This is a genomic window from Faecalibacterium sp. AF27-11BH, from assembly GCF_003603005.1.
Taxonomy (GTDB): domain Bacteria; phylum Bacillota; class Clostridia; order Oscillospirales; family Ruminococcaceae; genus Faecalibacterium; species Faecalibacterium taiwanense.
The window spans coordinates 1-24,867 of sequence record NZ_QVGS01000006.1; the positions used below are offsets into that span (position 1 = coordinate 1).

A 24,867-nucleotide genomic window follows, 5' to 3' on the forward strand; every position below is an offset into this window, starting at 1 on the left:
GATATTTCCAGCAATGTGGGCAGTAGTGAAAGAAGGTATAGAAAATGAAGAAAGCATACTATGGTCTTCTTACATTTGCAATAATGAGCTTATCTTACGATTTATATTATTGGAAAATGAGAAGTGCTGTGGGCGTTCTAAGGGGAGAAGATAAATTCCTTTGCTTATCAAGTGGAAGCATTTGCGTTCTCATAATAGTTTTTGTTGTTATAAAAAATATCAAAGACCATAAATAATCCAATCTGAAAAACTGAGATATGGACAATAAAGAGAAATTTATTGCGTATAGTACTTTTCGAATGGTTTGTACTTTTGTGGGTGGTTATGATGATTAACCCGGACATTTTATCAACGAAAGCATTTGGGCTGGTTTTGTCGATTTCAGTTGTAGGGGAGATGATTCTCTCTCTTGTTAAGAAAGAGCAATTTCAAAAAGAGGAGTTCTCTCCTAAGATCAAAATCACGGCAGGAATTATGATCGTGCTATTATTGGTACACTTGATTTTTTGAAGTGATTACCGTTATAAAGGGGTCCTATATGGAAAATACTGATATTCCCCAATTTCGTACTTATCGTGGTGAAATTGAACTTGAAGGGGTAGTAATACAGGCTGATATTTTTGTTGACAATGAAATGCTTGAAGACAGAAACAGCTTTTTAATAAGTTTTTTGTGCAAATCTAATACGATATATGAAATGATTTGCAGAAATATTTCAAAAAGCAAAGAATATTATGTGATTCTAAAATTCAACGGTGTAAAATCGAAACTTCGCATCCTTTCAGTATCACAAAGCTTTATTGGTAGTAATTCAGAAACATATAGAATCGGCCTTATGTGTTCTAATGATTTGCACATCTAAATTGGTGCAGTTCGGACCGAAGCATTAACAAATCAATCGCCCCCTATTTGCAACAACTGCAAGTAGGGGGCTGTTGGGTCTGTTTAGAATACTCTAATTAAAGGTCAATCCTCTAAATCTGCTATGGTCACAGCTGAGTGAGAGATAATGCTCAATCTCACCACCCAGCACAAACTGGGCGTACTCCAAAGATTTATTCTAACGAATGAATATTCTGCGCTTTAAACAATTTAATGACGAATATATTGTGCAATACAGAGAATTTCAATAGCGGCTTCGCGCTTGATTGACTCGCAACGCAAAATACGTTACAATAAAACTGAGGTGATAACCATGGAAAAAACGATGACGCTCAATCTTCGTGTCAACCCTACTGTCAAACAACAGGCCGAAGATGTGCTGAAGCAGCTCGGCATCCCGATGGCAACTGCCATTGATATGTACCTGCGCCAGATCACACTGACTGGCGGCATTCCTTTCTCGCTATCCCTGCCGAAAGCTCCTGCGGCGCTGAACGCTGACACTATGACCGATGACCAGCTCCATGCAGCCTTGCAGGTGGGCATCAAGGAAATACAGAACGGTGACACCGTGGATGCCGCAAGCGCATTCGCACAGTTCAGGGAACAGCACAGATGAAGCAGTATGACGTGAAAATTTCCCATGCGGCCCTCAGCGATATGGAGCAGATTTACAGCTATATTGCTGACCGTCTGATGGAACCTAACACGGCTATGGGGCAGTATAATCGTATTGCAGAAGCCATCCAATCCCTGAACATCCTGCCAGAGCGCTGTGCGCTAGTGGAAAGTGAGCCGGAGCGCACTCAAGGGCTGCGGCAGATGCTGGTGGATAACTACTCGGTGTTCTACATCGTGAGCGAGGATGCGGTGTCGGTAGCCCGTGTGCTGTATAGTGCATCCGATCTTGTGCGCCGCCTGCGGAGAATGAAGTGAAAGGGGTGTTTGCATGACCGCCGTGATTTATGCTCGCTATTCCAGCGATAACCAGCGCGAAGAATCCATCGAAGGCCAGATTCGTGAATGTACGGCCTACGCCGAAAAGAACGGCATCACTGTGGTCAAACACTACATTGACCGTGCCCTTTCCGCCAAAACCGATAACCGCCCGGACTTCCAGCAGATGATCAAGGACAGCGAGAAACGGTTGTTTGACATTGTGCTGGTCTGGAAACTCGACCGTTTCGCCCGAAACCGCTATGATTCGGCCCACTATGAGTACCAGTTGGAACGAAATCATGTCAAGCTGGTATCTGCCACGGAGCCTATCTCTGACAGCCCTGCGGGTATCATGGTCAAGAGTATGCTCACTGGCATGGCTGAATACTACTCGGCAGAACTTTCTGAAAAAGTTGTGCGCGGCATGACCGAGAATGTTCTGAAGGGGAAGTACAACGGCGGCACGATTCCCATTGGTTTTAAGGTGGATGAGGAGAAGTTCTTTCAAGTCGACCCACTGAAAGCTCCCTTTGTGGTGGAAGCCTTTCAGCGGTACAACGATGGTGCGACCATGAAGGAACTGATGAACTGGCTGAACGACAGCGGCGTGACCACCAACCGCAACCAGAAGTTTACCTACAACAGTGTTCAGACGCTGCTGACGAACAAACGGTACATCGGAGAAAACCACTTCAAGGACATTGTGATGCCCGACAGCATCCCGGCCATCGTGGACAAGGATTTGTTTGAGGAAGTGCAGCTGAAAATCAAAAAGAACAGCCGCGCTCCTGCCCGCCACAAGGCCGAGGATGATTATCTGCTCACCACCAAGCTGTTCTGCGGAATGTGCGGCGCGATGATGTTCGGCGAGTGCGGTACGGGTAGAAACAAGATCGTTCATCATTATTATAAGTGCGCCACCGCGAAGCGTTTCAAGACCTGCAAGAAAAAGACCGTCCGTAAAGAGTGGCTGGAAGATTTGGTCATAGCTGAAACCATGAAGCTGATTCAGGACGATGCCGTGATTGATGCCATCGTTGCAGAAGTCATGGAGTTGCAGGATCAGGAAAACACCACGCTTCCTTTGCTGGAAAAGCAGATGCGCGAGGTGGAGAACGGCATTGAGAATATGCTGAACGCCATCCAAGCAGGTGTGCTGACCAACTCCACCAAATCGCGTTTGGAAAAGCTGGAAGCCCAGCAGAAAGAACTTGAGATTCGGATTGCCGAAGAAAAAATCGCTCGGCCACGGTTAAGCGAAAATCAGGTTCATTTCTGGCTAACCCGGTTCCGCAAGCTCGACCCGAACGTGAAAAGCCACCGGGAAACGCTCATCAATACATTCGTGAATTCCGTTTATCTCTATGATGAAAAATTTTTGATTACATTCAACTACAAAGACGGCACAAAAACCATCACTTTCGATGAAATTGCCGCCAAAGGTGCCCCAGAGGGCAATGGTTCGGATTTGGGTTGCTTCGCTCCACCAATCTGCCGCATCGTTTTGTACGATGCGGCGTTTTTTATGTCCAAAAAACTTTGGCGGACCGTGCCGGGCTCCGAACCCTGAAGTCGGATGCAAACCGGGCGGGGTCATCAATGTACTTTTTGAAAATCCATCGGTTTCACGCTTCTTTCTTTGCATTTTGCAGAGTTCTGCGGGCAAGCACATCGCTTTTATGCCCCCTTCTCGGAAATTTCTTCAAAAATCTCCGCACCATCGTAGGTTGACACAGCCTTGAGCTGCTCCACTTGATTGAAGCTGGCGTTCAGCGTAATCGAGATCTCATAGTCTTTTCGGACGCGAATCTCCTTGATGAACTGCTGCAAAATGGCGCGGCGTTCATCGTGGTTGGCGGTGTCGTAAACATCCGCCCATGTAAACAGCTCGTTGCAGATGTAGTTGCTGCGCTTTGCCGTTTTGGTGGCTTCTTCGTATTCTTCCTGCGCCTGAACAAGCTGCTTTTCAAGGGTCTCCAGCGCGTCTTTCGCTTCGGCCACCAGTGTACCGAGCAGTTCTTTGTCCAAGGCACTCACGCCCCGGATAACCAGAATAGTTTCGGCTTTCAGGTCGTCCAGCTCTTTCTGCTTGGCTTCCAAATCTTTCTGAATTTTCTTAATCTTCTTCTGGATGCGAGCGGCATCGTTGTTTTTGACCGATTCCAGCAGCTTTTTCCGGGAAACCTCGCGGAACTGTGCGAAGATCTGCCGGACAACTTCTTCTACAATGGAATCCAGCTTGGAAACGCCGTAGCCAGACTGCCCATCGGCGTAGGTGTGTGTCCGTCCGCTGCTGGTCAGGCTCAAGCGGTTGCCGCAGTGACCGCAGTAAACCAACCCGGTCAAAAGGGCTTTGGAGCTGGTGCCCAGTGAAGTGCCGCCACGCTCACAGGTGCGTGCCTGCCGCAATTCCTGTGCCTGCTCGAACAGTTCTGGTTCGATAATGCGGAGCTGCGGACACTCCGTCTCCACCGCACCGTTGATGAGGTACCCCGTGTATCCTTTGTTCTTGATTATCCGAACGATACTGGTGTTGGGAATGTTTTTGTTGTTCCGTCCTACGACTCCCTGTTCATAAAGATAGTGGCTCAACTTCTGTGCGCCGTAGCCCTCATAAACGTACTTGTGGAAAATCAGCCGGACGATCTCAGCTTCCGCTTCATCAATCACAAGGTCGCAGACTTCCTGATTCTTCTTGTTTACCCGGCCAAGGCGGACACGCTTGTAGCCAAAAGCCACGGTGCCGCCCGTGTAGTGACCTTCCCCGGTGAGCTGTTCCAGCCTTGTCCGGGTACGGACAGAGGTTTTCAGACTTTCGCCGGATGCCTGCCAGTAGCGGATGTAGTTCATCAGCTTGTCCACATGGGTGTCAAACCGCTGCTGTCCTTCGTTCACGCTCCAGACCTCGATGCCCTGCTTGGTGAACCACTCCACAATAAAGGGCGTTTCATCATCACGGCGGCCGAGGCGGTCAAACATGAACACCAGCAGAATGTCAAACTTGCCTTCCATCGCAGCCTGTTGGATTTTCTGGAGTTCATCACGGTCTTTGGCAGACTTCTTAAAGCCGGAAACGCCTTTTTCGGAAAATTCCTTGACGATCTCCCAGCCCTGACTTTCTGCAAAGTTGCGGCAGGCTTCTTTCTGCATGGGGATGTCGTCTTTCTCGACCTGTCCTTTGGTCGAAACACGGTATAAGGTATAGACACGTTTTTTCATTTCAATCTCTCTTTCTTTGAGTGAGAAAGGAAAAATCAAACGTGTTTCGTCCATATTTTGTTTTCAAGGTTCAGTTCGATTTTATCTTATCTCACGCATTCAAGGAACACAAGGATGTCAGGCAGCGGTGTGCCCTGCCGTGCGCAGGATGGTGGTTTGCAGCAGCTTCTGGATCGCATCCAGACAGTCCGTATCCGCAGGCGCATAGGTGATCTTGACTTTGCAGCCTTTGACGGAAAGAGTTTCCGATTTAGCGGTGGTATCGCAGATAGCGTTCATAGGCCTCCTTTCTCCATACCCATTCGTTCAGATCGAGCTGATAGAGCAGCGCATAATTGAGCCGAATGAGTTCCGGGATGCTCAACCGCCCCATCGGGCGGATCAGCCGTCCCTTGCTGATGGTCTGGACAGATTCTGCCAAGATCATAGAGGGCTGCAAAAAAGCCCGATTACCGTCCACAAGAACGTGGGCTTGGTGATCGGGCTTCTTTGCAGTATTGGATGTGACAGGCGCAACAATGAGGTTGGGCGAATAGCAGTTTGCGGTGTTGTTCTGCACCACGACCACAGGGCGGATACCGCCCTGCTCGGAGCCAAGGTGCGGCTCCAGATTGGCGTAGTAAATATCACCGCGCAAAAATTTTCGGTTGACTGGGATCATGCTCATCACCGCTTGCAGGGCAAATTGTGGGTACGGCCAGCACCGTTGTAGATGGACAGGATCTGTTTCATGTGGCGGTCTGCCACATTGCCAGTGTCGTTTTGTGCCAACCGGGTGATAGTCTTGGGATGCACTGTGCGCAGCCGGAAAATCAGCCGTTCCCGGCTGTATTCGCCCTGATACAGAGCCAGAAAACGAGCCATGCCATGCAGGATGCCCGACAGGAACGAATCCGAATCGCCACCCCAAGCGTCTACGAGAACGCTCAGCATTTCACGGTAAAGTGATGCACCGTAGCTCTTGTAGATGTAGTAAGCCGAGCGGATGCAGTAGATTTTCCACGGGGCACGAATCCCATCCAGTGCAAACCGAACGCCTGTGTCCTCCGTTACCGAAACAAAATCGCAGGCGTTTTCTTCGTGTGCCACCAGTTTGGCACGAAGCTGTTCACCAGCGGTCAGTTCGCTGGAAATGCCTGTCTGCACAGCAAACAGCAGAGCTTCATGCTCTTTAGAAAGGCCGTAGAATACCTTGCAGCGAATCGGGAGGTCACGCCCACCGTTGCACGTTTTCCGTGCCTCAATGGTGTTCTGACCATCAAAGACGAAGTAGCGGCCATCCCGGTAGCTGACCTTCGGCTCATTGGCGATGTACTCCGAAAAGTTTGCTGCGATTCGTGCAACCTTGCCCATGCGGAGCAGCCGCTGATATTCGGCGCAGGGATTCAGCAGAATGCTGTCAACGTACCGCACCTCAAAGTTGCACTCCGGCAGGCTGGAAAGGTTCAGGTTAGAAAGCATCATAGCGTTTTCTCCTTTACAGTCAAAAGATACTGTATCGTATCTTCTATTAGGTCGTGAATGGTCTTGCGGCAGTCCGAATCTTCAAAAACATCCGGGTATTCTTTGAAAATGCTATTCCAGCGGCGAATGAAGTCCTCTTTCGCACCCTGCACTTCGCACATCATCAGGGAACCGTTTGCAACGGCTCGTTCCTGATAGCGGTTGTCAATGGATGCTTTCAGAGAGGTTCTTTCTTCGGTAGTAAGCTGGCGTTGATGCCCTTGGATGCTTTTGCTGATTTCAGAAAGTGTTTGTTTTGAAGAAGCGGTTTCGGCTTTTCGGGGCTGACGTTCCTGCTTTGGCTTCCGCAATTCTGCAAGAGCAGCAGGAATTTCTGCCTTTGGCGTTTTTGCCAAGGCGGTGATTTCTGCATCCGTTGCCTTGATGCGCCCGGTCAGGATTTCCTCTCTTGCACCGGGGACCGCATCTTCCGCAGCGTCTACGCCTTTGGCATACTTCTCTGCTCTCTTTACGGTAGCCGCCCCAACGCCGTTTTGTGCGGCAATGCGCTCACAGGTGGAGAGCTGCTTTGCCCTCAATCCAGTTCCTTTTCCAGCTTCTTGTAGTCGGTTTCGGCTCCCCGGATGTCCCGGTCCTCTGCGGTGTAAATGGTCTGTCCGGATACCTGTGTACCGCCCGAAAAGAGGATGCCGCAGGAGGAAAAGCCAGACATCACCATGAGGATGAGCAAAAGAAAAACGCCCACGATCACCAGAACGTGTGCGTTGCCCTTGGCGGCATTCATCAGCCCCTTTACGGCAGTGCTGACGGCGGTTTTACCTTTTTCTACGGCTTGTTCCACGCCGGACCGGGCAGCAGATGCACCGTTGGATGCCGCCTTGCCGCCTGCGGTCTGCGCCGCCGTGCCCGACCGGGCGGCGGTATAATAGCTTTTGTGAATTTCTTGCCGCTGTTTCCAACGTGAAAGCCAGTTGGAGCCGCCCTCGCCGGTACCGGATGCACCTGCATCTTGTGCCGCAGTCGGCTCCGATGCGGAAGATTTGGCGGTTTTGGCACCCTTCTTGCCCTGCATCTTGGCTTTCTTCTTGAGCTTCCGGGCATAGCGGCTTTTGGAAATATCACGGACATTTCCTGCCGCCTTTTCGCCCTCGTTCAGAGCCTGCACACCGACGTTTTCATCCTCGTACTGGTCAACTTCCCGGTGCACCGCAGAGCGGACGGCATGGGCGGCGTACATTTCACGCTTCTGCGCCTTGCTCAACCGGCTCAACTCGTCCGGGGTCAGTTCCGCCTTGCCAAACCGCAGATGCTGTGCCTTTTCCGCAGCTTTATCTGCATCGGTTTTCAGCTTTTTCTTTTTGGGCACCGTCTGCTCTACCTTGGCTTTTTTCGGGGGAGAACGGGTCTTTTTTGCGGACGTTTCCTCTTTGATGTTCAGCTTCGGTTCACTCATTTCTGCACGCCCTCCGAGACTTCACCCAACTTGGTGGTCATAATGCGGTAGAGTTCCAGATCGGTGGGGAATCGGTCAACAAACGGCAAGATCACGTTACCGAAGAACAGCAGCCCTTCGCCCTCGCCGGAGTGGGTGACGTAGGAAAGCTGATGGGGGCTGATGTTGAGCTGCTTTGCGAGAATTTGCCGGTCTCCCGCCGCCTGATTCAGCATGATGATCATGTCCGAATTTTCAAAAATATTCTCGACCTCACGGGAAGAAAGCAGGTCTTTCACGTTCTGGGTCAGCCCTGTGGGAATACCGCCCCACTTGCGGAAACGCTTCCAGATCTCCACGGAATAAGCGGCGGTCTGCTCCTCTTTTAAGAGGAGGTGCATCTCATCCATATAATACCGGGTGGACTTGCCGCTGCTGCGGTTTGCCGTGACACGCCCCCAGACCTGATCCTGCACAATGAGCATACCGAGCTTCTTCATCTGCTTGCCCAGTTCCTTGATGTCGTAGCAGACGATGCGGTTATTGACGTTCACATTCGTGCGGTGGTTGAACAGGTTCAGACTACCCTTGACGTAGATCTCCAGAGCCGTGGCAACATGGTGGGCTTCTTTCTCGTCCTGTTGGAGCAGGGCGTTGTACAAGTCCTCAAGGATGGGCATATTCTCCGGGCAGGGGTCCGCAAAATATTTGCGGTAGATCAGATGCACACAGCGGTCGATAACGGTTTTCTCCACCGGCAGCAGCCCTTCCTTGCCGCCCACCACCAGTTCACACAAAGAAAGAATAAAGTCAGCTTTCAGGGAAAGCGGATTATCTTCCTCCGAATAGTTGGCGTTGATGTCCATGGGGTTGATGAACTGGGTGCTGTTGGGGCTGATTTTGATGACCTGACCCTTCAGACGATTCACCAGCGGCGAGTATTCGCCTTCCGGGTCGTTGATAATAATATCATCATCTGTGACCAGAAAGGCGTTAGCTATTTCACGCTTCGCGCTGAAAGACTTTCCAGAGCCGGGAGTTCCGAGGATCAGACCATTCGGGTTCTTCAGCTTCTTCCGGTCCACCATGATAAGGTTGTTGGACAGGGCGTTCAGACCGTAATACAGGCTTTCTTTGCCGGACTGATACAGTTCCTGTGTGGTGAACGGAATGAAGATGGCGGTACTGCTGGTGGTCAGTCCCCGCTGAATTTCGATCTGACAGTCTGCCAGCGGCAGGCTGCTCATCAGCCCCTGCTCCTGCTGGAAATCCAGTCGGCACAGGTTGCAGTTGTGCTTCTGTGCAATGCTGGATGCCTGAAAAACGTTGTTTTCCAGTTCCTGTTCCGTGCGCCCGGTGTTCAGCACCAGAAAGGTGACAAGGAACATCCGCTCGTTCTGGCTCTGCAATTCCTTCAAAAGAGCCTTGGCATCTCTGCCGTAGGTCGCCAAATCCGACGGAATGATGTCAATATCATATCCGGCACGGATTGCCTTCTTCTGTTCCTCGATCTTGCTGCGATCCAGTTCCGTGATGGTGCGCTTGACGGTCTTGATGGCACGGTTCTGATCGACACTCTGAATGTGCATGGTGACGATCTGGGACGAATCCATATCCAGAAAATCCTTCAAAAGCTGGTCGCTGATGTCGGAGGCCGTGATGCTCAGAAAGCTGGCGGCGCAATAGATGCCGCCCATCTGGAAGGTACGGCTGTTCTTGAAAGCAAAGGCGGTGGGCGCAATGGCATCCTTCACGGACAGCCCGCTTTTCACAAGGTCTTTCCAGTCAAAGTGAAACTTGGATGCGCCGTCCATGTTGAACATATCGTGCATGAGTTTCAGCCGCTGGGCACCATTCAGGGGTTTTGCCTGCACACCCAGCCGGTGGAAGTTGTTCAGCAGATCGTTCTGGATGTGGTCGAGCCGGGGCTTGACCTGTGCCATGCTTTCGCCCTCCACCCCAAAGGTGATGAATTTGGTCTTGGTCAGACCATTATTGCCCTTGGCAAGCTGCTGGCGCAGCATCTGGGAATACTCGGCACGAACATCGTCAAAGCCGTCCTTCTGGAACGGAATGCGGATGCTTTTCTCAAACTCGGTGCTGTCGGTTGCCATGTTCACAAAGGACAGTTCAAATTTGATGGAGCTGTCGAAAAAGTTGAGGAAGGAACACCATTCCTCGAAAATGGCGGTCTTGTCCTCCTGCTGGGCGAGCTGGTAATTGATGTCCTGATACTGGATGGTGCGGGTGTAGTAGCCGGGACGGACACGGCAGGTGCCGTCCTCAAACATCCGCTGCATGGGGATCTGCTGCACTTGCTCCCGCTGTTCCTCCTGTCGGTTCTCCTCGGTGGAAAAGAGATCATCTAACCCTTTCAGAGCTAAGTTTCCGCTGTCGATCGGCATCCGCCTGCACCTCCTTTGCAAGAGATTTGTAGGCTTCTGCCACCTTGCCCTTGGGGTCATAGGCAAAGATGCTTTTGCCTGCCGCACTGGTTTCTGCCGCACGGACGGAACGGGGAATGGTCTGCTCAAACACCTTCAGGTGTTTTCCGTATGCCTGCCGGATCAGATTGCTAATCTGTTTTCCGTAGTTGGTGCGGCTGTCGGTCATGGTCAGCAGAATGCCATCGATTTTCAGTTTCGGGTTGATCTGCCGCCGGACCTTCTGCACGGTCTGCAAAAGCTGTTCCAAGCCTTTCGCAGACAGGTACTGCGCCTGCACGGGAATCAGGGCAGCGTCTGCCGCCGCCAGTGCATTAACAGTGAGCATCCCCAGCGAGGGCATACAGTCCAACAGAATAAAATCGTACTCCCGTTTGGCACTGTCCAGCACCTGCTTCAGCATCTTTTCCCGGTTCATGCTGTTCACAAGGGCAACTTCCAGCCCTGCCAGTTCAATGTTTGCTGGAATCAGGTCAACGCCCTCTGCGTGGTGCAGAATGCCCTCGCCGGGCTGGATGGGCTGGTCGTTCATGGCTTTCTGCATCAGGGTGGAAAGGGTGGTGGGCAGTTCATCGGGCTGCTGCCAGCCCATGCTGATGGTCAGCGACCCCTGCGGGTCGGTATCCACCAACAGAACTTTTTTGCCCTCCATTGCCAGCCCGATGCCCAGATTCTCACAGGTGGTGCTTTTTCCTACACCGCCTTTTTGATTGGTGACTGCGATAATCGTAGCTTTCTTTGCGATAACATCACCCCGCTTTCGGTGAACCGCGCGCAAAGTCGTGGTTCGTTTTGTTCTGATAGTAGAGGTTCATGGTGGTGGGCGCATTGTAGAGCATTGCCAGCAGATACTGCTTCATGTTCCGCACCGGGGCGGTGTTTTCTGCCAGAGAATCCAGCACAAAACGGATGTGGTCGGCGTTCAGCTTTTTCAGTCGACTGCGTACCACCTCGGCAGGCTTGTCATCTCCGGCGATCCGCAACATCTTGCGTTTTGTGGAATAGGTGTCCACAAGCAAGTCCACGATCTGGTAGATGGTGTCCTCATCGTCTGGGCAGAGCCGGAGCAGAAGGTCTACCTCCAATGCCTGATAAAAATAATCCTCAAGCTGCTCCCGGATGCCCCCGGAATAGATAGGGTCAGGATCGTTCCACTCAGTTTTATTCTTATCAGTCTTATTTGCTTGCGGTTTTGGCTGCACCAGAATTGCGCTTTCGGCAGCACCAGAATTGCTGTTTGGGCAATTCTGTACTTGCGCTTTTGGCAGTCCAGACGAAAAGTCCTTGACGTAGATCAGGCTGGGTCTGCCCAGACCACGGCGTTTACGCTCGATGAGGTCGGCTTGTTCCAGTTCCCGGAACAGCTTGACCGCCTTGTGCTCGGCGCAGCAGAGGGATTCCTGCACTTCCCGGACGGTGTAGATGATATATACCCGCCCCTGCTCGTCCAGCCAGCCGTTCTTTGCAGACAGGCTCATGCGGTCCAGTAGAATGCCGTACAGTGTCCGGGCATCGGTGGAGAGCTGCCGGAAGCGGTGGTCTTGGAACAGTGCCTTGGGGATGCGAAAATAGGCGAACAATTCGCCCGACTGACCATAGAAGTAGTCGTAACTCATTATATTAACGGATCATCAACTCACGATCTGCGGCACCTTTCATATACATAGCTTCTGCGATGTCATCCATCACCCGGAACAGTGCATCGTCCAGTTCAAGATATTTCCGCCCCAGTTTTTCATCCAACAGTCGCCGGAACTCACGTTCGAGCTTGTCGTGTTCGCAAGCCACCCTCTGATAGCGAGGTGTCTTCATCAGCTCCGTCCATATTGGACGTACCATTTTGTCGTAGTAGTTCAGCATAAAGTCTTTATCCATCGGCATTCTCCTTTTGAAATGTTTTGTGGGTAAAAATAAAAGCGCAGCTTCCATTCATTGAGAGTAGAAGCTGCGCTTTTATATAAGGGTGTTATTCTGTTGGGATTTCCACTTCGATTGGATTATTAATCTGTGCAACAATTGGGGTGTACAGATCCACAGATACATCCGGAGTAGAAATAGATACGATTAAGGAATATCTGATTTTACTTTCAACTTTTCCTAAGTAGCTTCGTTCTCTCCACCATCCAACTACAGGGTAGACGGCCAAATACTTTGCTTGGCTTAGTTCTGCTGCAGTTGCTTTAATAAAGTCTGAATGAATGGAGCCGACATCTCGATTGTCCGAACCAAGAAACCAACGCTCACTACCGCTACTACCGTCACCGCTGTCAGCCTTATCATCTCCACGCATCTTTACGTTAACTCTTTTCTTGAAATCTTCTATTGTCTCATTGCTATTGATGACATCAAAACGAAGTCCACAAGAAGGATAACGGTAACGATCTTTCCAGCCTTTTTCTCCGGGGCCGGGTTCAACAAAGTACGACAGAGTAACGCGCATCTCAACTTCAACTGTTCCAAGTGATTGAAGTACCTCTGAAGGCCATGGAATTTGATGCAAATGCATCTCTTTCATTTGAGGTACTCCATTCGCTTTTTCATATGGCTGCATTTCTTCTTGAATAATTAAATTCACAGAATTGTCTACACATTGAATTGCTCGTTCAAGATCAGGAACCCCATATCCACATGTGCGAAGCAGGTGTCTTCGACCACTGGATTTCCTTGTGTCTGTACAAAATTGCTGCTCCATTTGCGGTGTCCAGCGAGCTGAATGCACTAATAGTGCGCGTACCGTTTCCGGCCAAGCATCGGGATATTCAGCAAATATCTGAGCAGCCATATATGCCGCCTGAGCAGTAGCAGCACTAGTAGCCCAAATTGTTGAAAAGGGCCTTACCAAATGATTTTTGCCTGTAGTCAGTAATGATAAATCTGCACACGAATCATAATCGGTACCGTTTGTCACCATATTGCCGCCATTGAGAAGTATCTCTGGCTTAATTGGCCATTTTTTAGAGAACATCAAAGAAGTAGCACTATACGGCGAAAGCTGTCCATTATCTGCAACAGGAGTAAAACCTCTGTAGTTCTCATCATCAACACAGACATCTTTCGTGTATGCTCCAACAGTTAAAGCATTCCATGCTTGGCCGGGACTCTCAACGACATGTACTTCATTGGCATTTGGGTAACCTGAATCGTGCATTTCAGAAGGATCAACATTTCCAGCACTAATGAAAAATAACCGCTTTGCATCTTCTTCACCCACACCGGATGAAATGTTGTCTACAGCAGCAGACCACGATGTTGGACTTCCATCGTTAGTATTATATTGTGATGATGTTACTGCCATACAAATGCTACGATTTGCATTCGGATTGGAAATTTCCGCCAAAGATACAGCTTGCCCGGTCACCGCACCATACAAGTCTGGATCATTCTCTCCGTGAGGAGGCAAAATTTTTACAGATTCCAGATGGTGATACACATCAACTGTGTCAGAAGTACTTAATTTGTCCTTGAGATCATAGTACAATGCAACGCCAGCCATTTCGGTTCCATGTCCGTTATGGTCATTTTTTCCCCATTGGTCGTTAACCGCTTGTACGTTGTTCTCATCAATCGCTGGTTGAAGAAGTGGATGTGAATACATTATACCTGTATCAAGAATGCATACCGAAGCACTTGAAGGATGAAATTCTGTTCTTGATAACAAATCGTTTACCCATTCTTTTTGTTCAGAACCAGTTAACTCATCAAAAAAACTTGTTGGTTCTTGTGCTCTACGAATTTCAGCTAAATAATTGCACCCCTCAAGCAGCATCGATAATTGTGTACGCGTACCTCGGACGAGTCGAACTACTCGTTCTGGAAAAACAATACACTTTGAATTGAGTTCTATTCCGAATTCTTCACAGCATGTAGAAAGATCTTGCTCCGCTGCTGCATGATCGGATTTTTCATATCGGAGCCATATTTCACACCACGCTGGAACATCAGAAGGTATATCCTCTACTTTTCCTACCCAAAACGCCTCGAGCAAAGCAAGTTTTACATCTTCAATACTCCGAACTAAACTGTCGTTTTTGGGATTTTGTCCGGCTTCTAGCGTGTCTAGCGACTCTGAATACGATTGGATTTTATCAAGGAAATATGTTGTTTTTTCTGCAGGAACATAAACAGTGGCCCTAACAATTTTTTCATCGTCTTGCCCATCTTCGCGTACATTAAGCAGACGTATACCTGAAGAATAATTGTCAAAGGATTTTGTAAGCAAATCGTATCCTGCTGCACCTGAAAATTCAAGATAGATTCCTTCTTTATGCCTAATAGCCGCTACTTGTTTCTGATCATAATCTTGCTGTCTGCAGGCCTCAAGTTTTTGAAGAATAAAAGCGGCGTGCGCCTTTGGATTTTCGCGGCAAGGAAACGATGCATCCGATCTTTTTCGTTTTGAAACATACGGTAAGGCATGCTGCGTTTCATGAAGGAAAATATTGCGTTTCTCTACAGGCACGAGATCATGCCTCCTTCGCTATATATGCATTTATTCGATCTTTAAGCATTTTTAAAAGATACACATTATCTATCTTTGCATTCATTAAAATAGAATTCTTAATAGCATCGTCACACACCCGAATGATTTCTGCATGGCTCAATTTGCTGGCCATGCGAATGGTCTCATCAGATACTTTAAAGGAACTATCAAACGTCCCCAATCTAATTTCAAATAGTCTTCTGACTTCATCACTTGTTGGCATCGCATAATGTAGAACATCATCAAAACGTCTAAAAAGAGCTTGATCCAATAATTTTTGATTATTGGTCGCTGCAATGATGATACTGTCCGAAGTATCCTGCTCAATAAATTGTAAAAAAGAGTTTAGGATTCTTCTTGCCTCGCCAACTTCATTGTCCAAACTTCTATCGGCACCGATGGCATCAAATTCGTCAAAAAAATACACTCCTGTTGAAGTTGAAATATTATCGAAAATCTGACGCAATTTGGTACTTGTTTCGCCCATGAACTTGGTAACGACTTTGTCCATCTGAATTGTATAAAGGGGTAAATCTAGCTCTGCTGCAATCACAGATGCCGTAAATGTTTTTCCTGTTCCCGGACGCCCTTCAATTAGAATTTTACGTCGATTGCTTAATCCATACTTTTGTAGCTTGTTTCGATTTCGGTACTCTATGAGCAATCGTTCTATCCGTTCTTGAATTTCCGAGGAAACAACCAAATCCGAAAGTCGCTCAGAAGGATAGGTGACGAGGAACATTCCATTCCCATTGTTATTCAATCGGATTAGGTTCTTTTTTCCTTTACCAATTTTTTCTGCATACTGCTTAAGCTCACGAGCAAAAGTATCATGCCCATGCCTAGCTTCATTAGCTGCAATTTGAAGGGTGATTGTTTTAAACCTCTCATCATCCTGTTCAATATGTGCCTTAATTAGACTTTTAACCTGATCAGCCGTTGCCAAGAGATCACCGCCCTTCCACTAGAATATAGTTACTCATTGTTATTTTACTCAATATAAGTATGTCTGTCAATCCCGGATTACTGTCTCTTGGAGCTTGTTTTGTTCTTAATCTATATTTAAAATGAAATAAAAGCGCAGATTTCATTCAAAACAGAAGCTACGCTTTTACGGTACATCGTATTTTATTGTAAATTGGGATGTGATACATCTGAACCCCATATGAGTTACATCTCAAGGGCCTGTAGCTCACTTGTCCGCCAACCATATTACGCCCCAAACAGCTTCATCTTGATAATCAGCGGCTTGGAGACCATACTTGCAACCAAGAAAGTCTATCAGCATGACCGCGCCTTTCATATGGACGAATATACGTTGATTTTTCTTTTCTCACATTGCATAAGGTGTGCACAAAAGCGAGACTGTTGGGAGAGCGTTCGGTTCGCATCCGAGAGGTCAAGGGTTCGAATCCCTCTAGGTCCATAAAAAACAAAACGTCCTGCCGTATCTCGGCAGGGCGTTTTTCGCTAGTTTTCCGTTTCAACGCACTGTCTTAGAACATCACAGAACGCCATATCATCATCTACAGCAGCGATTGCAGCGTTGATCAAAGTCTCTCGATCAGTGTTGCCCCAGTTAATATGTAGACCATATTCCAACGCCATGCAGCGAATCAATTCACGGGTGCTACGGCCATTTCCCTCACGGAATGGATGGATGATGTTCAGTTCGGCCATCGTCTGCGACAGATTTTGAATCTGCTTTTCTTTATCCTGTTCGGCAAGCAGCTTCTTGGAGTGAATAGTTTTGAACACCCGCTCTAATTCTCGGTCAATCAGGTCTGGCGGGTAGAACATCGTGTCGCCCTTGCTGATTTGCTCCTTGCGGATGTGCCCTGCAAACGGGTACACATCTTCAAAAAGGAAGCGGTGAATCCGAAATAGGTGAGTTTTGGTAAAACGTCCCTTGATTGGCTCCTGTAACAGAGCCATCTGTTTTACAGCCGTAAATTCTTCTTCGGCCTGTTTGAGTTCGGCTTTATCATGAATGTTCAACTTGTTGATCAGAACATCCGTATCCGGGTAGCAGTACATGGACTGCACTGTGGTGTAGACATCATACTTTGAGAACATAATCAGCCCTTCTTCGCGTACTTTGCGCGCAGTTCATTCACGACCTGCTGATAGCTGGCCTGACCGCTGCCAATGCGGTCAAGGTTGCTGCGTGTATCTTTGCTGATGGTCATGCCCTCAATGGCAAAGGTTCCATACACATTGCGGAGGTTGCTCTTGTGCTGAGCAGGGGTAGTATACTTGACACTCATGGTTGAGTCTCCTTTTAATCCACATGGTACTATATAAAGTTTATCGTGTATGCGTACTCTTGTCAATCTATAACTTGATGCCAAATATAAAAAGTGCATGCATTCCGTTCGTCGCCCTTGAGGTCGAGTTCACTCTTTGCACGTGATACTTCTTTCTGCGCTACTTCCATGTCCCTGCGAAGCATATCCTGAAGCAGCTTGCTTTTGGAACACTCTAAAATCTCCGAAAACTTGGTGCATACGATACTCTCTACGATTGCGTCCAGTTTTGTTACACCGTAGCCGGACTGTCCATCGCATTGACCCGGATGCCGTACATTATAATGGCAGCTATAACGGAACCGCTTTTCCTTCACCTTGGAGCCATCAGCACCAGCCCGGTTCCCAGAACCATAAGCAGGAGAAGCGAAGCCGTCCTTATTTTTTTCATTGCAGGGTCTCCTATTCTTTATCTTCCAAAATAAAAAACGCAGCGCACCCCAATTCTATGGGCTGCACTGCGTCTGAGCGTCTGGCGTTTTGCTTGATGGAATTATTCTGCCGCCAATTTCAAAAATTTCTTGTCCGACTGGATGCTCTGGGTCACAAACTTCCCATCCCGGAACAACGCGTATGTTGTGACGGGTGCGGGCACATTCTGTGCCGTCTCTTTCTCGGTGATGTGGATGGCATTGAACGGAATCCCGTGTTCCCTTGCAACCTCCTGCACCTTTGGCACCCAATAATAGGTGTAGGGGCACTGGTCGGTATAGTAGAGGACAAAGCCGTTTTCCTCCACCTTGGGATGCTTGGCGCAGGCCTTGAATTTTGGCGGCTGGGCATTCTCTGCAAGGGGCAGATACATGAGGTTGATGCCGCAATCGGAGATGTCCGAAACCTTAAAGCCCTTATGGTTCAAAAACTTTGGGTCAGCAAGGAATTCTCGTTTGCGCCCCTCTGCACACAGAATACAAACGCCGTTTTTGCCCTGCGCCTTGGCATCCCGAAGGCATTCTTCCAGCAGCTCGCTGGAATAGCCGTGCCCTTTCAAGGAGCCGGAGACCCACAGACAGTTGATATAAAGCCAGCCTGCCGCTTCAATGGGCACCCATGCGTTTTCTGCCGGGATGTACTCGATAAAGCATTTGCCGCGCTCCGCACTGCGGTAAAAAACAAGCCCCTCCTCAAATCGCTGCTTAAGCCATTCCTTCTTGGCAAGGCTCTGTTTGCCGGACATGGCACAACAGATGTGTTCCTTGTCGATGTTTTCTTTTGTGATTCGGATATACTCCATCGAAGCGTCCCCCTATATCCTTATGCCTTTTCCGGCACAGTTTCTTCCATTTTCCCGTCTGCCGTGCCGTTGACGGTGATCTGCCCGGCAGCAATGCTTTGGATCTCCTCCACTCAAGGCTCTTTAAAGAATATAGCACAGAACGCCCGATTGTTCCATGATGAGTGCAGTAAGTTGTAAAAAGCCGCTGTGCCGCAGAGCGCTTCTCCGACACAGCGACCTTTTTGTTTTTGGCTGCGGCTTACCGCATCCGTCCATCGCCGCCCATCAAGGCGGTCATTTCCTCAAGATAGTCCAGCGGGAACGGCGGAGAGCACAGGGGCTTCATGGCAATGCTCATGAGCTTCATGGGATTGTCGTCTGCCGCCACCCGGTTGGAGCTGAGCTTTCCGCAGCGTTTGCAGCGGTGGATGATGGCCCACTCGCCGCCCTTGCGTACCCAGACGGCCACCGGCTCCATGATGCCGCCGCAGGCATACATTCCAAAGCAGATCTTGTTTTCTTTACAAGCAATCTGTCATCATAGACTCCGCCGACGATTTTACCGCGATAATAAAGGATATATTCTCCCATCATAGACCGATACGAGATATCATCCAAATCTGATAGCTGTTCCAAAATAAAATGAAGATATTCTTTGCTGGAAGCCATTATTTCACACCACCCTTCGTATTGATTCATCGGATGATTTCATTTTTCACCTCGTTCAATGTTAAAGGTACGGAAGAACAGCTTTACATGGGCGTCCAACTTTTCAAGGCTTTCGGCTTCTCGTTCCGTCTGGCGGTCGCAGACACTGAGCAGGGTGATGACCGGGGAAACGTACATCCATGCCAATGTATCCGGGTCCTCATCCCGAATTTCGCCGCCTGCGATCAGGGAACGGAAAATTCCTGCATGGTAAGAGATCATACGGTCCACATAGCGTTCCGAGAACAATGCAGGCTGCACCTCCCTGCAGGATGCTTTTGAGGGTGTCAATCAGTACATCCTAAAACAAAAGCCGCCCGAAGGCGGCAGGATGCATCACGGAAGCAAATATGAACGCGGCTCAGGGCCATCAGAACAGATCCAGCATGTTGTCCAGATAAATTTCTTCCCGGACGCGCAGCTGATACTCAGGCTTTGTCATGTAGTAAAGCAGAAATTCCAGTATCAACGCGCTGCCCAGTCCCCGCCCCTCGATCTTGAAGTTGGAAAAGCCGCCGGGCAGATAAACTTTGCGGATATCCCCGGCCCCGATGAAGCCGGGGTTTTCCATTGCCTTTGAAAAACGATAGCCCTGCTGTGCGCCCGGCGCTGTGCAGCGGTGGTCCGGGCAGTCCTCGCCCAGATTTTTGCGGCTGACATTCTCGTAGCAGCGCTTTCTGTCCCGGCAGCCGTACCAGCAGCATTCGTTGCACAGAAATTCCACCTTGTCCTTCTGATCCTGCGGCAGGGTATCCAGCTCTGCAAACGACTTGTTCAGGCGGAAATCCGGCACAACATAGCGGAACTCTTCCCGTTCCGTCTCTCCGCGGAGCTGCTGAAAATCTGTAAGGACTTTTGTTGTGGAGGACACGAAATAAAGGCCCGGATACTGCCTTTTCAGGTAGTCCAGCAGCAGGTCCGAATGGACGATGACACCATTCTGCACACGGTTTTCTTTTTCAAACAGCGCACAGAGGGCATTGCATTTCCGGTCTGCAAGGTGCTCTTCCCGGAGCAGCGAATTGCTGAAGGTGAGCCGGGCCGATATGCCATATTCCTGCATCAGTGCAAGCACCCGGTGCGGCTGTGCATCGCCAAAGCCAGTGCGGCCCCCGCCCCAGATGCAGTCGGCCGGTGCACCGTAGACCGAACCGATCTCGCACCAGTCGTAAAAATATTCCCTGTGTTCACGGAACAGCGGCAGAAACACACGGTACAGTTCATAAAATTCAAACAGTCCCGGAAGATGATAATATGCCGTGCCGCGTTCGTGCTGTGCCATTGCTGTGTGTGTTCCTCATTTCTGTAAGTTTCAGCTTCCCTGCAGCAGCTTTTGCGCTGCACCCGAAGATCTTTTTGCCAGTATAGCACAGTCCTGCCGGGAAAGAAATCATCTTCCTCTTGACCTTGAGCGCACTCCAAGTTTTATCATGTGCATGCTGGTGATCTTATCTCTCCCATTATATTCCTTTCTCTGCGAAAGAACAAGAAGTATCTTCATGTCTGACATGAAAAAACAGATTTTTGATCTTCCTTACCACTCCTGAAAGAACGAGACGAGCTTTGCCCAGCTTTCGCGCCTTGCTTTACAGCACAGCGCCTGTTCTGTCAAGAGATGAAACGTTTTTCGTGCATTGCGAAAAATGTTTCGGTTCACATGCTCTGCGGCTCGATCTTCACCGTTCTGCCGCCCAGGTTTTCGTAAATGCGGTGGGAGACTGAGAGCACCGTGCGGCCTGCAGAGGCGCGGCGCAGTGCTTCCAGCACACGGGCTTCCGTTTCAGCGTCCAGATTTGCCGTGACCTCGTCCAGCAAAAGCACAGCCGGGTCCGCCGCCGCAGCGCGGGCAATGGACAGCAGCTGCCACTCGCCCTGCGAAAACATGCCATCGCTGCAAACGGTGTCGCAGCCTTCCGGCAGGGCCTGAATGGCTTCGTCAATGCCCGCAAGCTTTGCCGCATTCCGTGCCATCTCTGCAGTGATCTGCGGATCGCCCAGCGTGATCTGCTCCAGCACGGTTCCCGGCACACGGGAGAAATGCTGCTCCACGCAACCGATGCAGGTGCGGCGCTCGCGGTCGGTGATGCGTGCCACATCCACGCCGCCAATGGTAACAGTGCCCGCCTGCGGCTGGTACAGGCCCAGCAGAAGCTTGAACACCGTGCTCTTGCCCGCACCGGTGCGGCCCACCAGCGTGACCTGCCCGCCCTGCTTTACCGTCATGGAGAAATCACTCAGGACGGGCTTTTCGCCATAGCCGAAGGTCACATGCGCAAGCTCCACATCCCCGCGCGCAGCGGTCCGGCGCTCGGCAGGGATCGTGCGCTCCGGCTGAGCGAGAAAGGCATCGATGCGCTTGACACCCGCCATGGCCGACTGGATGGTCTGGATCTCCATGCCAAGGCTTTCAATGGGAGCAAAAATGCGGGAAATGTAGTTGATGATCGCCACCGAGGTACCCACCGACATCCCAAAGAATGTAAGCACCATGGCATTGCCGGAGGCGGAAAGCAGCATCACGATGCCTGCCACCACCGCGTTCAGCGCCAGCACCACCGGCGAATAGATGGCATCGTAAAAATTGGTGCGCTCCATAGCGGCGTAGCTCTCGCCGATGCAGCGGTCATAGCGGCGTTCCCTATAGCTTTCCAGCCCCAGCGCCCGGATGGTGCGGATGTTGTGCAGCGTCTCCGGCACCTGACCGGAGACAGCCGCAACGGCACGGCGGTTATCCAGTTGTGCGGCCAACATCCGCTTTTGCACATGGCGGGTGAACACCGCAAACAGCGGCAGCACCAGCAGCAGCACCAGCGCAATGCCGGTGTTTTTTACCGCGATGACCGCCATGATGGAAATGATGCGGCAGGCATCTGCCGCCATGCTGATGATGCCGGAGGTGAACAGCGCTTCCACCGTGTCCACATCGCCGGAAAAGCGTGCCGCCACCTCGCCAGGGTTCTGGCCTGCCAGCGTGCTGGCGGGCAGCCGGGTAAGCTTCCGGGACATTTCCGACCGCAGTGCGTGGGTCATTTTCTGGCCAAAGAGCACCAGAAGGCTTTCCTGCGCGGAGGAAAGCCCCCCTTCCAGCGCCAGACTGCCAAAGTAAAGCAGCACTGCTGCAAAGGTGAGCGGGATGCCTGCGGTGAGCCGGTCAATGATACCGGCCAGCAGCAGCGGCGGCAGCAGTGATGCCACCACCGATGCCGCCACGCACAGGATGGTGCCCGCTGTGAGCAGATGATGCGACATGGCGGCCATGCGGATGGCTTCAAATACGCCGTTATCCTTTTTATTCTTCATCCAGATCGCCTTCTTTCTGCACCGTCTGGCTCTCGTACAGCTGGCGGTACAGCGGAACCGTTTCCATCAGCTGGGCATGGGTACCAACGGTGGTTTTACCGCCGTCCATAAAGATCACCTTCTGCATCTGCGGGAAGTGGTACAGCCGGTGCGAGATGAGGAAGACCACCTTATCCTTTGCATCGCTCTGCAAATCGGCAAACACGGTATCCTCGGTATGGCGGTCCAGCGCAGAGAACGGGTCGTCCAGGATCAGCACCGGGCGCGGGTGGGCCAGCGTTCTTGCCAGTGCCAAGCGCTGGGCCTGACCGCCGGAAAGGCGGGTGCCGCTGGGGCCGATGACGGTATCCACACCGTTTTCCATGGCCAGCACTTCGCCGTCCAACGCGGCGGCAGCAAGCCACGGCATGGCATCCTGTTCACTGCCGCAGAGAACATTGTTCTGCACTGTATCGGCGCTCAGCTCCGGATCATGGCCCAAGTAACCAACGGTGGCGGAGATCTGCCGCGGGGGCAGGGTAGCAAATTCCGTTTTGCCAAATTTTGCCGAGCCGCCGTAGGGTGCTTCGCACAGGAACACCCTGCCGAAGGTGGATTTGCCGCAGGCCACCGGGCCGGTGATGCCAATGATATCGCCGGGGTGCGCCGTCAGGCTCAGGCCGGAAAAGATGGGTCCTTCGCCATAGGAAAAGGAGAGGTTTTCCAGCGTCACGTCCTGCGCCGCCGGGATATTCAATGCCTCCAGCTGTTCCGGCTGCTTCATCAGCGGCTTGATGCGCTTCCACGAGACCTCGGCTTTCTGCACCGAGTTGAACAGCTTTGCCACCTTGGAGGATTTGACCACCAGTTTCGTGAAGCAGGAAAGGAAGGTGGTGAACGCCGCAATGTCCCATGTGCTCCAGCCGGAGCCGAGCACATTTTTAGCGCCGAACCACAAAATAAACAGCACGCCTGCCTCAGACGCTGCCAGATACAGCGGCGGCAGAGCGGACTGCCACACATTGTTGCGCACTGCCGTTTTTTCGTAGGTGTTCAGGGTTTCCTCGTACTTTTCTACGCGGGCATCCTCACAGCCGTAAATGCGGTAGGTCACAGCATTCCGGGCGCGGTCGAGGGTGGCAGCGCTCAGCGCACTTGCCGCCTTTTTGTACGCCGCACCGGCGCGCTGCACCGGCTTTTTCATCCATGCCGCGCACATGTAGGAAAACGGCGTGAACAGCAGGCTGAGCAGCGCCAGCCGCCAGTCGTACACCAGCAGCATCACAGCATAGCCCACCAGCGCCACGCCGGTATCAAAGATCTCGGTGGTGAACTTGCGCATCCCCTCTACGCAGTCGTCCACATCCGAGATGGCCTTGGTCATCAGTTCACCGGCGCCTTCTTTTTCCAGCGCCGCCCGGCTCTGCCGCACCAGATTGGCATACAGGATGCCCTTCATCCGGCGGTTGATGTTGTTGGCAAAGCGGCGGACATAAAAGCGCTTGATAAAGCGCGCCGCCTGCACCGCCAGCGTGACCACGATATAGGCCAGCACCAGCATGGCCATTTTTGCCGCCGTCTCGCTGCCGCCCAGAATGTCGGCAAGGCACTGGGCCAGCCGGCCCTCGAACCAAGGCGTTGCCAGCAGGCCGATGTTATACACAAGGCCCGCCAGCGTGACAAAGGCCAGCGGGAGCCACTCTGCTTTGAAATAGGAGAGCACCCTGTCCGGGCGGAACGTTTTATCCTTTTTCATGAGCAGCCTCACCTCCTGCAGCTTTCCGGAAATGCGGGAAGCCCGCGCGGCTCTCGGTCTTGGATGCTGTGTACAGCTTGTTCAGCGCAGCGGCAAAGGCAGCGGCTTCCTCGGCGGTGAGCACATTGGTCAGGTATTCGTAAAAGGCCGCTTCGATCTCTGCCTTGGAGGATCTCAGGCTTTCCGCCTTTTTGGTGGGGTACAGCAGCTGGCTGCGCCGGTCGCTGGGGGCATCTCTGCGGATCAGAAGACCCTTTGCTTCCAGATTTTTTGTCCGCCGCGCAATGGCAGCCTTATCTGCGTGCAGCAGTTCCGCCAGCTGCGCCTGCGTGCAACCGGGGTGATGCCGCACTGCATGGATCAGGTCGATCTCTGCTGTGCCGACCCCTTCCTCCCGCATCGTGAGCAGAACCAGTTTTTCCGCTTCGCGCGCGATCTTTGTGATTTTTCGTTCCGTAATATCCATAGGCTCCTCCGGGCTTCATTGCAGGAAGTTGTATCTACATCGTTGTATGTACAATCAATAGTATAGCATCTCGTTTCCAAAATGCAAACAGTTCTTTTTGTGCCCGTATTTTTGCAATGCTGGCAGGCTCCACACCCAGTGCATGGGCCGCGCCTGTACAGACCAGCCATGTGCTGCGGCATTGCCCGCTTTTGGCGTTTGCCGCAGTCCTTTCCCACGTCGGGGCCATCACAAGCCCATTTCCATATCATGTCAACAGGTTTATAGCATCAAAAC

Annotated in this window: 25 protein-coding genes and 3 pseudogenes; 5 read left to right on the forward strand and 23 right to left on the reverse strand. The window is 51.0% G+C overall.

Annotated features, from left to right (window positions below; all coding sequences use genetic code 11):
* Window positions 1–324 precede the first annotated feature (324 nt).
* A complete protein-coding gene (locus DWY76_RS14000) occupies window positions 325–510 on the forward strand; it encodes a hypothetical protein (RefSeq protein WP_165852591.1) in 186 nt (61 codons plus the stop codon).
* A gap of 28 nt (window positions 511–538) precedes the next feature.
* Window positions 539–862, forward strand: coding sequence for a hypothetical protein (locus tag DWY76_RS07240; protein WP_120080656.1), 324 nt, complete (start codon window positions 539–541; stop codon window positions 860–862).
* A gap of 93 nt (window positions 863–955) precedes the next feature.
* Here the strand turns inward: DWY76_RS07240 and DWY76_RS14345 are convergent.
* Window positions 956–1,075, reverse strand: a pseudogene (locus tag DWY76_RS14345) (DUF6061 family protein); the annotation flags it as partial.
* 120 nt (window positions 1,076–1,195) lie between these two features.
* Here DWY76_RS14345 and DWY76_RS07245 point away from each other — a divergent pair.
* Genes DWY76_RS07245 through DWY76_RS07255 form a run of 3 tightly spaced genes read left to right on the forward strand, consistent with a single transcriptional unit; the run spans window position 1,196 to window position 3,391 of the window.
* Complete coding sequence (locus DWY76_RS07245) at window positions 1,196–1,501, forward strand: type II toxin-antitoxin system RelB/DinJ family antitoxin (RefSeq protein WP_035393314.1); 306 nt, start codon at window positions 1,196–1,198, stop codon at window positions 1,499–1,501.
* Window positions 1,498–1,818: a type II toxin-antitoxin system RelE/ParE family toxin gene (locus DWY76_RS07250; protein ID WP_120080658.1), complete on the forward strand. Its 321-nt coding sequence runs from the start codon at window positions 1,498–1,500 to the stop codon at window positions 1,816–1,818. Before DWY76_RS07245 ends, DWY76_RS07250 begins: the two co-directional genes overlap by 4 nt.
* 13 nt (window positions 1,819–1,831) lie before the next feature.
* On the forward strand, window positions 1,832–3,391 hold the full coding sequence (locus tag DWY76_RS07255; RefSeq protein ID WP_243111964.1) for a recombinase family protein: 1,560 nt from the start codon (window positions 1,832–1,834) through the stop codon (window positions 3,389–3,391).
* Window positions 3,392–3,498: 107 nt separating this feature from the next.
* Here DWY76_RS07255 and DWY76_RS07260 read toward each other — a convergent pair whose 3' ends face one another.
* The 22 genes and pseudogenes from DWY76_RS07260 to DWY76_RS07360 form a co-directional block, all read right to left on the reverse strand.
* Window positions 3,499–5,040, reverse strand: coding sequence for a recombinase family protein (locus DWY76_RS07260; RefSeq protein WP_120080660.1), 1,542 nt, complete (start codon window positions 5,038–5,040; stop codon window positions 3,499–3,501).
* A gap of 117 nt (window positions 5,041–5,157) precedes the next feature.
* Window positions 5,158–5,319 (reverse strand): hypothetical protein, encoded by a 162-nt coding sequence (locus tag DWY76_RS14005; RefSeq protein WP_158577575.1) that lies wholly within the window; start codon window positions 5,317–5,319, stop codon window positions 5,158–5,160.
* Window positions 5,291–5,707: a type II toxin-antitoxin system PemK/MazF family toxin gene (locus tag DWY76_RS07265; RefSeq protein WP_227619302.1), complete on the reverse strand. Its 417-nt coding sequence runs from the start codon at window positions 5,705–5,707 to the stop codon at window positions 5,291–5,293. The genes DWY76_RS14005 and DWY76_RS07265 overlap by 29 nt, the downstream gene beginning before the upstream one ends.
* A complete protein-coding gene (locus DWY76_RS07270; RefSeq protein WP_120080662.1) occupies window positions 5,707–6,504 on the reverse strand; it encodes a DUF6551 family protein in 798 nt (265 codons plus the stop codon). The genes DWY76_RS07265 and DWY76_RS07270 overlap by 1 nt, the downstream gene beginning before the upstream one ends.
* Complete coding sequence (locus tag DWY76_RS07275; protein ID WP_120080664.1) at window positions 6,501–7,082, reverse strand: hypothetical protein; 582 nt, start codon at window positions 7,080–7,082, stop codon at window positions 6,501–6,503. Before DWY76_RS07275 ends, DWY76_RS07270 begins: the two co-directional genes overlap by 4 nt.
* Window positions 7,079–7,957, reverse strand: a complete 879-nt coding sequence (locus DWY76_RS07280) for a hypothetical protein (RefSeq protein ID WP_243111965.1) — start codon at window positions 7,955–7,957, stop codon at window positions 7,079–7,081. The genes DWY76_RS07275 and DWY76_RS07280 overlap by 4 nt, the downstream gene beginning before the upstream one ends.
* A complete protein-coding gene (locus tag DWY76_RS07285; RefSeq protein WP_243111967.1) occupies window positions 7,954–10,341 on the reverse strand; it encodes a VirB4-like conjugal transfer ATPase, CD1110 family in 2,388 nt (795 codons plus the stop codon). The genes DWY76_RS07280 and DWY76_RS07285 overlap by 4 nt, the downstream gene beginning before the upstream one ends.
* On the reverse strand, window positions 10,298–11,125 hold the full coding sequence (locus tag DWY76_RS07290; RefSeq protein ID WP_120080857.1) for a ParA family protein: 828 nt from the start codon (window positions 11,123–11,125) through the stop codon (window positions 10,298–10,300). Before DWY76_RS07290 ends, DWY76_RS07285 begins: the two co-directional genes overlap by 44 nt.
* Before the next feature lie 4 nt (window positions 11,126–11,129).
* Entirely contained in the window at window positions 11,130–11,996 is an 867-nt protein-coding gene (locus tag DWY76_RS07295) for a DUF6017 domain-containing protein (protein ID WP_120080665.1), read from the reverse strand.
* Between the two features lie 4 nt (window positions 11,997–12,000).
* Window positions 12,001–12,309, reverse strand: coding sequence for a hypothetical protein (locus DWY76_RS07300; RefSeq protein ID WP_165852592.1), 309 nt, complete (start codon window positions 12,307–12,309; stop codon window positions 12,001–12,003).
* A 37-nt stretch (window positions 12,310–12,346) separates the two neighbouring features.
* Window positions 12,347–14,839 carry a S8 family peptidase gene (locus DWY76_RS07305; RefSeq protein ID WP_117950326.1) on the reverse strand — a complete coding sequence of 831 codons (2,493 nt, stop codon included), beginning with the start codon at window positions 14,837–14,839 and terminating at the stop codon, window positions 12,347–12,349.
* A gap of 4 nt (window positions 14,840–14,843) precedes the next feature.
* Window positions 14,844–15,806 carry an ATP-binding protein gene (locus DWY76_RS07310; RefSeq protein ID WP_120080667.1) on the reverse strand — a complete coding sequence of 321 codons (963 nt, stop codon included), beginning with the start codon at window positions 15,804–15,806 and terminating at the stop codon, window positions 14,844–14,846.
* Between the two features lie 524 nt (window positions 15,807–16,330).
* Entirely contained in the window at window positions 16,331–16,936 is a 606-nt protein-coding gene (locus tag DWY76_RS07315; protein ID WP_097774761.1) for a Fic family protein, read from the reverse strand.
* 2 nt (window positions 16,937–16,938) lie between these two features.
* Window positions 16,939–17,127, reverse strand: coding sequence for an antitoxin VbhA family protein (locus tag DWY76_RS07320; protein ID WP_005939815.1), 189 nt, complete (start codon window positions 17,125–17,127; stop codon window positions 16,939–16,941).
* 532 nt (window positions 17,128–17,659) lie between these two features.
* A complete protein-coding gene (locus DWY76_RS07330) occupies window positions 17,660–18,400 on the reverse strand; it encodes an N-acetyltransferase (RefSeq protein ID WP_097774760.1) in 741 nt (246 codons plus the stop codon).
* A 241-nt stretch (window positions 18,401–18,641) separates the two neighbouring features.
* Window positions 18,642–18,872: pseudogene (locus DWY76_RS14350) on the reverse strand (RNHCP domain-containing protein); the annotation flags it as partial.
* 11 nt (window positions 18,873–18,883) lie between these two features.
* A pseudogene (locus tag DWY76_RS14355) lies at window positions 18,884–19,051 on the reverse strand (TfoX/Sxy family protein); the annotation flags it as partial.
* Window positions 19,052–19,090: 39 nt separating this feature from the next.
* A complete protein-coding gene (locus DWY76_RS07340; protein ID WP_165852589.1) occupies window positions 19,091–19,351 on the reverse strand; it encodes a hypothetical protein in 261 nt (86 codons plus the stop codon).
* A 109-nt stretch (window positions 19,352–19,460) separates the two neighbouring features.
* Window positions 19,461–20,372, reverse strand: a complete 912-nt coding sequence (locus DWY76_RS07345; protein WP_120080671.1) for a hypothetical protein — start codon at window positions 20,370–20,372, stop codon at window positions 19,461–19,463.
* A gap of 371 nt (window positions 20,373–20,743) precedes the next feature.
* Window positions 20,744–22,390, reverse strand: coding sequence for an ABC transporter ATP-binding protein (locus DWY76_RS07350; protein ID WP_120080673.1), 1,647 nt, complete (start codon window positions 22,388–22,390; stop codon window positions 20,744–20,746).
* A complete protein-coding gene (locus DWY76_RS07355) occupies window positions 22,380–24,125 on the reverse strand; it encodes an ABC transporter ATP-binding protein (RefSeq protein WP_120080675.1) in 1,746 nt (581 codons plus the stop codon). The genes DWY76_RS07350 and DWY76_RS07355 overlap by 11 nt, the downstream gene beginning before the upstream one ends.
* A complete protein-coding gene (locus DWY76_RS07360; RefSeq protein ID WP_097774755.1) occupies window positions 24,112–24,591 on the reverse strand; it encodes a MarR family transcriptional regulator in 480 nt (159 codons plus the stop codon). Before DWY76_RS07360 ends, DWY76_RS07355 begins: the two co-directional genes overlap by 14 nt.
* Between the last annotated feature and the right edge of the window lie 276 nt (window positions 24,592–24,867).